The organism is uncultured Chryseobacterium sp. (assembly GCF_913776365.1).
Lineage (GTDB): Bacteria > Bacteroidota > Bacteroidia > Flavobacteriales > Weeksellaceae > Chryseobacterium.
Genome location: NZ_CAJYMO010000238.1, coordinates 1 through 9541, shown reverse-complemented (window position 1 = coordinate 9541; position 9541 = coordinate 1). Strand labels below are relative to the sequence as shown.

At 42.9% G+C, this 9541-nt stretch carries 11 protein-coding genes; 3 read left to right on the top strand and 8 right to left on the bottom strand.

What is annotated here, in order from left to right; all coding sequences use genetic code 11:
- The coding region (locus QZ735_RS12245) for a nucleoside-diphosphate kinase (RefSeq protein WP_294248801.1) at positions 1-153 on the bottom strand (153 nt) is incomplete at its 3' end.
- Positions 154-572: 419 nt separating this feature from the next.
- On the opposite strand from QZ735_RS12245, the gene QZ735_RS12240 reads away from it, so the two are divergent.
- Positions 573-698 carry a hypothetical protein gene (locus QZ735_RS12240; RefSeq protein ID WP_294248799.1) on the top strand — a complete coding sequence of 42 codons (126 nt, stop codon included), beginning with the start codon at positions 573-575 and terminating at the stop codon, positions 696-698.
- A gap of 180 nt (positions 699-878) precedes the next feature.
- Here QZ735_RS12240 and rsgA read toward each other — a convergent pair whose 3' ends face one another.
- The 7 genes from rsgA to QZ735_RS12205 form a co-directional block, all read right to left on the bottom strand.
- On the bottom strand, positions 879-1805 hold the full coding sequence (gene rsgA, locus QZ735_RS12235) for a ribosome small subunit-dependent GTPase A (protein WP_294248797.1): 927 nt from the start codon (positions 1803-1805) through the stop codon (positions 879-881).
- Positions 1806-1899: 94 nt separating this feature from the next.
- Positions 1900-2979: a chorismate mutase gene (locus QZ735_RS12230; protein WP_294248793.1), complete on the bottom strand. Its 1080-nt coding sequence runs from the start codon at positions 2977-2979 to the stop codon at positions 1900-1902.
- Positions 2980-3406: 427 nt separating this feature from the next.
- The gene (locus QZ735_RS12225) at positions 3407-3883 is read right to left on the bottom strand and encodes a hypothetical protein (RefSeq protein ID WP_294248791.1); all 477 of its coding nucleotides are present in this window, start codon (positions 3881-3883) and stop codon (positions 3407-3409) included.
- A gap of 140 nt (positions 3884-4023) precedes the next feature.
- Entirely contained in the window at positions 4024-5112 is a 1089-nt protein-coding gene (gene dnaX / locus QZ735_RS12220) for a DNA polymerase III subunit gamma/tau (protein WP_294248789.1), read from the bottom strand.
- Positions 5113-5212: 100 nt separating this feature from the next.
- Positions 5213-5842 carry a TetR/AcrR family transcriptional regulator gene (locus QZ735_RS12215; protein ID WP_294248788.1) on the bottom strand — a complete coding sequence of 210 codons (630 nt, stop codon included), beginning with the start codon at positions 5840-5842 and terminating at the stop codon, positions 5213-5215.
- Positions 5842-7104, bottom strand: a complete 1263-nt coding sequence (locus QZ735_RS12210) for an aminotransferase class I/II-fold pyridoxal phosphate-dependent enzyme (RefSeq protein ID WP_294248786.1) — start codon at positions 7102-7104, stop codon at positions 5842-5844. The genes QZ735_RS12215 and QZ735_RS12210 overlap by 1 nt, the downstream gene beginning before the upstream one ends.
- A gap of 219 nt (positions 7105-7323) precedes the next feature.
- Positions 7324-8076, bottom strand: coding sequence for a response regulator transcription factor (locus QZ735_RS12205; RefSeq protein WP_294248784.1), 753 nt, complete (start codon positions 8074-8076; stop codon positions 7324-7326).
- A gap of 97 nt (positions 8077-8173) precedes the next feature.
- On the opposite strand from QZ735_RS12205, the gene QZ735_RS12200 reads away from it, so the two are divergent.
- Both QZ735_RS12200 and QZ735_RS12195 read left to right on the top strand, forming a co-directional pair.
- Positions 8174-8821, top strand: a complete 648-nt coding sequence (locus QZ735_RS12200; RefSeq protein ID WP_294248781.1) for a DUF1349 domain-containing protein — start codon at positions 8174-8176, stop codon at positions 8819-8821.
- A 522-nt stretch (positions 8822-9343) separates the two neighbouring features.
- On the top strand, positions 9344-9541 hold a 198-nt coding region (locus tag QZ735_RS12195; RefSeq protein ID WP_294248779.1), incomplete at its 3' end, for a hypothetical protein.

Here is a 9541-nt window from a genome sequence, read left to right as displayed (position 1 = left end):
GAAAGGCCTTTCGGAATGTACTTCATAGAATTTTTTAGCATCAGCAACGGTCAGCTGTGTAAGTTTTAAAGCTTTGATCCTGAAACCACCTTCAGAAATTTTACCCAATATAGCACCGATATGTCCGTCTGCAACTGCGTCCGGCTTAATCATGGTGAATGTAATGTTAGACATAACTAAATATTTTTTTAATGGCGCGAAAATACGAAAAAATAAACAAATCTTATTTAAAATAATTTTAACCTTTATTAACAAATATCACATCTGTTTTTGGCACAGTAATTGCAACTATAGATTTCGATTCTCATGTTTAATTTGAGTTTTCATGGTTATTAGTTTTTACCCAGCTTCGGCTGGGTTTTTTTATGACAGGTGGGAATCTGTACTGAACATATATATAAAAGATGCCAGCCGGAAAAAAGCATGAGGCATGTCTCCCCTGCTTTCGTGGGTATTCAAGTTCTGAACTCGCCGGCAACGTCATACATCAACGGTAATGCGTTTTCATCTGACTGGTAAAGGCATTGTTGATTTGACAAAGGATTTTTCCGGCATACTTCTAAAATTAAGCCATGAAAGCCGGTGTAATGATGGGGAATGATATCTTTCAGACCAATATGGATTTTATTTTCACAGGTCTTTCCACTGCACCTGTCTGCCTGCAAATAAATCCGGTCTTTGAAGCCCACAGGAAGTAGTGCCGTGTGATGTAAGATCAGGCATAAAAATCAGGAACTACAATAAAGGTGATACCGAAAAAAATTAGACTGGACACAGCAGGCTGATTCTATCAATACAGCAGCCGGGCTGAAATTGTAAGAAGGATCATGATAAAGCCGCTCCGGTGTAATTAAAATAAGGTCGGAGAAAAATTATTGTTATTTCTGGGCGGATTCTTCAGCCTCTTCCATCAGTTTCAGATAGGTTGAATACCTGGACTGCTGGATTTCACCAGTCTCTAGTGCATCCAGGACCGCACATTTAGGTTCGTTCACATGAAGGCAGTTGTGAAATTTGCATTCTTTCCGCTTTCTGAAAATCTCGGGAAAATAATGCTGCACTTCTTCTTTTTCGATATCAATCATGGCAAACTCGCGGACTCCCGGCGTATCGATCACATTTCCACCAAAATCCCAGAAATGCATCTGGGCGAAAGTAGTCGTATGCTTTCCTTTCAGATGGGTATCCGAAATCTCAGAAGTCTTGAGATTCAGGCCGGGCTGAAGCGCATTGACCAGTGTAGACTTCCCGCAACCCGAATGACCGAAAAATACAGATGTTTTGTCCTGCAGTATTTCTGTCAGCTGCTCAAGGTTCAGCCTGGAGTAGGAAGAAATCTCAACAGAATCATATCCTATTTCCCGGTACAGGAATTCAATATCCTTAACCATTTCAATCTCTTCTTCGTGCAGTACGTCCATTTTATTGAAAAGGATCAGGGGTGTGATATTATAGGCTTCACAGCAGGCCAGGAACCGGTCCAGAAATCCCAGCGATGTTTCAGGATGCTTTAAGGTAAAAATAAAACAGGCCAGATCTATGTTGGAAGCAATGATGTGCGCTTCCTTTGAAAGGTTGACTGATTTCCGGATCAGGTAATTGGTACGGGGTTCTATTTTCGTAATCCATGCGATATCGTCCTGTTCCAGTTGGAATTCTACAAAATCCCCAACAGCCAGCGGATTGGTAAGCCTGGTTTTGATCAGCTTAAATTTCCCGCGGATTCTTGCCTCGAAGATCGTTCCGGTTTCCGGCTCCAGAACCTGGTACCAGCTTCCTGTAGATTTAATGATTTTTCCTTTCATATCGTAAGATCATACAAATATAAGAAATTAGGGCCAGCTACGAAGGCAAATTCTCCCTTTGTAACGGCCCTTATTTCCGAATGCCCTATCCGTATTACCGGTTGATCATAATATTGTTCTGTACTTCAATGGACTCTTCATGGATGGCTTTGAAGACTTTTTCTATAAATTCTTTGGACATACCGGTTTCCACCGCTTTCTGATCGGCATATTCACGGATGACTTTCCAGCGCTCGGGCTGAAAGATGGCGATATCATTTTCTTTTTTCAGTTTCCCGATTTTTTCCGAGACTTTCATCCGCTGGGCCAGCAGTTCGATCAGCTGGAAATCGATATCGGAAATCAGGGTACGGTGCCGTCCCATCTCGCCGTCCGACGCGGCCAGGTCAGTACTCCGTACTTTCAGGTTACCGATCAGGGTGGCGAGTACCTCAGGGGTAATCTGCTGGGCAGCATCACTCCATGCTTCATCAGGATTGCAATGGCTTTCGATGATGGCTCCCTGGTAACCTACATTCAGGGATTCCTGTGTAATATCAGCAAGTCCCGTCCTGTTTCCGCAGATATGGGAAGGATCTATCAGCATCGGGACGTCCGGGAACTGGCTTTTAAAATCGAGGGCGATCTGCCAGTTCGGATTGTTCCGGTATTTCGTCTTCTGGTAGGTAGAAAATCCGCGGTGGATAACCCCGAGGTTCTGAATCCCCTGCCCTAGCAGCCTTTCGAGGGCACCGATCCACAGGGCGAGATCCGGATTTACCGGGTTTTTTACAAGAACGGTTTTTTCCGTTCCTCTCAGTGCCATTGCAATTTCCTGAACGGTAAATGGATTTACCGTAGACCGCGCGCCGATCCAAAGCACGTCAACATCTGCTTCCAGGGCTGCAAAAACGTGATGGGCGTTGGCCACTTCCGTAGCTGTCCTGAATCCATATTCTTCTTTCACTTTTTTCAGCCAGTTGAGACCAATGACGCCTACACCTTCAAATCCATTAGGCTTGGTGCGGGGTTTCCAGATTCCGGCACGGAAAACCGATACGTTAGCGTTGGTTTCCCGGATCCTTCTTGCGGTTTCCAGCATCTGCGATTCACTCTCTGCGCTGCACGGGCCGGCAATCATGAGAGGTTGCTCAAATTCATTGATCCAGTCGTTTTTTAATTCTTTTAAATTCATTATTCTTAGGTATTTATCTTTATCGGGAACAGGGCATGGCAAAAGCTTTATAAATTACTTTATAATTCTTTCTAAAAAATGCCGTTAAAATTTTTATTAAGGAATCAGGAAACCGGAGCGGGCCGGAACATCCTGTTTATTTTTTGGAAAGAAATTCAGTGCACAGGTACCAATAATAAAATCGGTGATAGGTTCTGAAATTTCTAAAATAGGTAAACGGAAAACTAAAATGGCCACTGAAAAAAATTTCAGCGGTTACAGAAACAGATTTATATGATTGTTTACTATATTCCATCCGGATCGTTCTGATAACGGTCTTTTAGCCTTCCCGGGGAAGTCTCCCCGCTGAATGACAGAACAAATATATACATTTTATTTAAATATCAGGTTTCCATACCATGATAATTTAAACAGAACGGAAAAAAGATCAGGTCAGATCAAAGCGCATCAGGTCATCAAGGTCTTTCAGCAATGGATTTTTCTCAGCAAACTTTTCAAAGATTTTCCTCTTTGTCATTACTTCGATCTTCAGGTTTTCAGTATCCCTCTGATATACGACTTCAATGGAAAAGTTATGGACTTTGGTTTTGAAATGATTGAAAAATTCCCGGCTTACCTTGTCAAATTCAGCTTTCGCAGAGTCTGAAGGAAACAGTACGGTAATCTGGTTTTCCCCGGATTTCATGACTTTAAATACCTTGACCGCATTGAAAGCAAGCGTATCTTTCTTCTGAAGCTGTTTCAAAAGAAGGTTCCATTCAGCGAGAAGGTCTGTATCCGTAAAATGGTTTTTGGGAAGTTCATCCGTTTTTGACGCTGCGGCTTCTTCTTCTTTGGGCTGATCGTCTCCTTTGTTGAGAAGTGCATTGATACTGAAAGCGGACGAATAGTTTTGCCTGGTCAAAGGCCTGGTTGTTTTCTTTACTTCCGTTTCCCCGGAAGGTTCTGCAGCAACAGTTTCCTTTCGTGCCCCGGGTTCAGGCTTCTGCTCTTTTGGTTTTTCAACTGTTGTAAGTTCCGGCCTTTCCGTTATGGCCGGAGGAATTATGATGAACTTTTTTTTTTAGAAACGTCTGTACCGGAGGACAGCGAAGCCAATTGCATCAGGGCAATCTCGACCGTAAGTCTGGGGTTCTTTGAATTCTTATAATTGATATCGGCATGGTTGCAGATTTCTATCGCATCGATCAGCTGCTGTGCGTTCCAGTGCTTTGCCTGCTGCACAAACCTCGACCTGGTCTGCTCTCCCACTTCTATCAGATCTATGGTAGAAGCATTCTGTGCCATCATCAGATCCCTGAAATGGCTGCCCAGTCCTGCGATGAAAATATGGGAATCAAACCCTTTTCTGACGATATCATTGAATGCAGAAAGCACTTCCGGGATGTTACTGTCTTTTGCAAAATCCACAATCCTGAGATATTGATCGTAATCCAGGATATTGAGGACTTCCGCAGCCTTGGAAAGGGTAATATTCTTCTGGGAAAAGGTAGAAAGCCGGTCGAAAATAGACAGGGCATCACGTAATGCTCCGTCTGCTTTCTGGGCAATCAGGTACAGGGCATCATCTTCATACCGGATGCCTTCCTTATCAGCAATCTGTCTGAGGTGTCCCTGAATATCTTCAATAGTAATTCTTTTGAAGTCATAGATCTGGCATCGCGAAAGAATGGTAGGAATAATCTTATGCTTTTCCGTGGTGGCCAGAATGAAGATAGCATGCGCAGGCGGCTCTTCCAGTGTTTTGAGGAACGCATTGAAAGCTGCAGAAGAAAGCATGTGCACCTCGTCGATAATATAGACTTTATAGGTACCAACCTGAGGGGCAAAGCGCACCTGATCGATCAGTTCACGGATATCGTCAACGGAATTGTTGGATGCAGCATCCAGTTCATAGATGTTATAGGCAAAGCCGTCCTCGGAAACCGAACCGTCTTTTTCATTGATTTTTCTCGCCAGAATACGGGCGCAGGTTGTTTTCCCCACCCCTCTGGGTCCACAGAACAGCAAGGCCTGAGCGAGCTGGTTTTCCCCGATCGCATGTTCTAACGTATCCGTAATATGGGATTGCCCTACAACAGTGTCAAACTCCTGTGGACGATACTTTCTTGCAGATACGATAAAATTTTCCATTGGCCAAAAATAAGAAATATAGTTCTAATCTGAAAGTGAAAACAGTCAAATTATCAGCAAAAACTTATTCATTGGTCAATAGGAAAATTTTTTATCATCATTATTTTTCTTCGTAAGCAAAATCAATGATTTCAGTGATGGCCTTTTCAATTTCTTTTCTGCCCTCATCTGTTTTCAGGTCAATTCCGCAGAATTTGCTGGCGTTGTAGGCCGTATAAAGATTAAGATAATAGGAACCGGCAACCAGCAGGGCCGCAATGGCACGATACCTCATGGCCTCGTCTTTGAAATGCGGATCTACGATATTGGTAAAAAGCATTTCCCCGATTTCCTCACGGTCATCTGCTACTTTTTTAAGGATCGGCTTGTTCTCCGAAAGCCCCCAGAGAATAATTTTCTGAAGTTCCTTATTTCTGCGGGTATGCTCGAACTGGTTCAGGATGGCTAGTTTGGAAAGCTCCTTACCACCGTCTGAAAAATCGACATGGATGTTATCCTGGTTCATCTTGCTCCAGTAATCCTGGGAACGAATATATTCATCGATGAGCTTTTCGGTGCTTCCGAAATACTCATAGATGAGTTTTTTATCAAATCCTGCCACGGCAGCGATTTTACTTACCTTTAAACCAGAATATCCTTTTGTCTTTAAGATCTTCCCTACTGCGGCAAGCAGTTTCTGTTTGGTCTTTTCTTTATCCCGTATCGGGCCCTGTACAACTTTTCTTGGCATTACTCTATTAATTTTTTTGCAATATGCAACTTTTTATTGATATCTTCAAATGCATTGAGTGTTTTATCAAGATGTTCTTTCTCGTGAGTCGCCGTAACGCTCATCCTGATGCGCGCATCTTTTCTGGCTACTGCCGGATAAATGATCGGGTTGGTATAGATTCCGTGTTCCAGCAGGAGCTTTCCTACATCACCTGTAATATGCGGATCCCCTATTTTTACCGGTACCACAGCCGAGCAGGTAGTCCCCGTATCCAGTCCTATATCATCCAGTCCTTTTTTGAAATAATTGATATTCTCCCAAAGCTTGGCCCTCCACTGCGGCTCCTCATCAATCAGCTGGATCGCTTTTATGATACCGGTTGCTGATCCCGGAGGCGTAGTGGCAGAGAAAATCTGCTGACGCGACTGATATCTAATGAAATTTGCCAGCTTTTTATTTGTGATGATGTAACCGCCGAGGTTACCGAATGTCTTGCTGAACGTTCCGCTGATGATATCAATTTTATCCAGTAATCCCGTATCCTCAATGGTTCCCCTTCCCGTTTTCCCCAGGATCCCTACTCCATGTACATCATCGATCATCAGGTAAGCATTGTATTTTTTTACCAGCTTGTAAATTTCCTCAACCGGTGCAATATCGCCGTCCTGAGAATACACTCCGTCTATAACTACGAGTTTCGTGCGGTATTGGTTTTCAGATGTTTTCAAAATCTGTTCCAAAGCCTCCAGATTATTGTGCGGAAATGTCTTCCTGTTGGTCAGGATACATCCTTCGTGCACGCTTGCATGCACCGCCATATCGAGAATGGCGATATCCTCTTTCTGCAGCAGGATCTGCAATGTGGCACTGTTAGCCGTATATCCTGTTGTGAAAATCACCGCTTCTTCCTGAGTTCTTCCGAAGAATGAAGAAATGGTTGACTCCAGTTCGTTGTGGTAAGAGTAGTACCCTCCGATCAGCGGAGTTGCCGCCGTACCGGCTCCGAATTTTTCGATTCCTTCCTTGGCTGCCTGCTTTACCTTAGGGTGTTGCGTAAACCCTAGGTAGTCACTTGTAACGAAACTGATGAGTTCCTTTGTGCTTTGCGTCCCTACGTTCATTACGGAGCTGCATCCTGTATTATTCTGCAATCTGTACCGGTGGCCGTTCGAACTCATGTACTCAAGAAAATCATAATAGATATCGGCACGTTCCATCATGTCATACCCTGGAATGTTTTCAAAATCCTTAAATGTAGCTGTAGAAAAGTTAATGTCCATCCTTAAATTTTTTGTTAGTTGTTTGTTGTAACAAATATAAAATAAATTTTAAATATATGTTTAAATAAGCAACTTTATGAATAAAATTTTTTATTAAAATCTCTTAATTTGTTTGATATTCACAATACATTTCCTGTAATACAGGCAATTAGGCAAAATGAAGAACTTTATAAATAATTCATTACAAGTTGATTAATCAATCATAATGAGACGATAGGTTTATTTCCGGATCATTCCCTGAAAAGCTTCCACGGAATTTTTCACCTGCAGCTTTTCGAGGATATTCTGTCTGTGGCGGCTTACGGTATTGATGCTTATGCACAGCACGGCGGAAATTTCCTTGCTGGTGTATCCGTCGCCGATAAGCTTCAGTACTTCGATTTCCCTTTTAGACAATATTTTGTTGTCGATCATGGTATCTTCCGAGACTGTTTCCCCTTTTACGGTATTGATAATGGAAAAGACAGGCATCCTGTTCCCCGGCGGATCCGGCACCAGGTTATAAAGGCAGAGTGCAAACCTCAGCTTAAGGTTATGGGTTGAATAGAAATAGAACATCCGGTGCCGGACCAGCCTGGAATCTCCGTTACGGTCCTGCATCCTGATCAGGGAAAGTACTGAAAAATCGGTCTTTTCTTCAGGCTTCACGGTTTCCAGCAGCCTGAAAAATTTCAGCTCATGGATGTATTTCCTCATTTTGTCATCGGGATGGATTTTCTTCAGAATCTCCTCTTCCCAGATCGAATCGATTACCGCAGGATTACCGGCAAATTCCAGTCCGAGCTCGGTACCGGTTTTCGAGTTGAAGAGATAGCTCCTGTTGAGCTGCATATCGCTCAGCACTGCTACGGAATGTTCAGCCACGGAAAAAGAATAGGCCATTTGCTTATAAGGCTCCGGATCCATACGGCAGGATTTTTTTGCAGTCGTTTTTTTCAGCAGGGTCTTGTTAAGGGTTTCCAGGATCTCCATAAAATGGTTATTTATCAGTATTGGCAGGATTTTACTTTCACTGTACTTTTGTGAAAATAAATGTAAAGATACTAGTGTATTGATGAAATCCCCGAAAATGAAGAGAATATTTTTAAGTGCATGCCTGTTTTGCATTACCGGCCAGGGTTTTGCGCAAACCCTTGAGAAAATGACCTGGTTCAATGAGCCCCAGCAGTGGGAAGCGAAGAAGAACAGCCTGAGCATGTGGGTCACCCCGCAAAGCGATTACTGGAGAATTTCCCATTACGGATTTACAGTAGACGACGCCCCGTTCCTGTATACCACCTACGGCGGTGAATTCGAAGCAAAGGTAAAGATTACCGGTGATTATAAAGCCCGTTTCGATCAGATGGGGCTTATGCTGAGAACGGATAAGGAGCACTACATCAAGGCCGGAATTGAATTTGTGGACGGCAAATATAACCTGAGCACCGTAGTGACCCATACCACAAGCGACTGGAGTGTCATCACGCTGGATAAGGTTCCTCCCGCGGTCTGGATAAAAGCCGTCAGAAGACTGGACGCTGTAGAAATTTTTTATTCATTTGACGACAAGGACTATATCATGATGAGAAATGCCTTTCTACAGGACAATACCCCTGTCATGGTCGGCCTGATGGCTGCCTGTCCGGACGGAAAGGGTTTCCGGGCCACCTTCGAAAATTTTAAAGTCACCCATCTGCCGGATCAGCGGAGACTGAAATGGCTGGAGAACAATAAATAAGGATATCTTTATCTGTCAGGATGATCCTGCAGGCAATCCTCACTTTAAGAATAGAAAAAGGCTGGAATCATGATGATATCCAGCCTTTTTCTATTGTATTTACTTTGATGAGCAAAAGCGTTCCGGTGAAGAATACTCCATTATATAGCAGACCCATTCTCCCGGCATGAGAATGCGGCCGGCCTGTAAATTTCTATATGCATAATGATCTTGAATGCGCATACCACAATATATCAGGGACAACCTATTTAATATTTCAAAAATAATTACAGATTTATGTTGTTTTGTTACAAATATTTAATATTTTTAATATAATTAATTTTTTGGTGAGATATTTGAACTTGCTTTTCTGAAGTTTTTTTCTTCGCCATAACAAACAGGAAACCCATGTCAGTACAATTTCTTTCTCCGCGGGACAGCCTTGTCAGAGTACTAAGGAGGTCCTTTCCGATTCCCGTCATCTGACGGATCATTACCTGACATGCGCTTACCCATCCATCAACATTAATACTTATCCCTCCCATGATTTACGAAGACCACCATTCTGTATTACAGGATAGCCATAACCTGTCATTTACCAAAAACACCCTTAATTTCCATGGCGACAAATCCTTTATCCTTAATTCCCTGCAGAAAATAAAGAACAATACGCTGTGCAAGATCAGGAGAAAAGCGATCAATAAGCTCATCAGGGAATATACCCGGCATCTGAATTATATT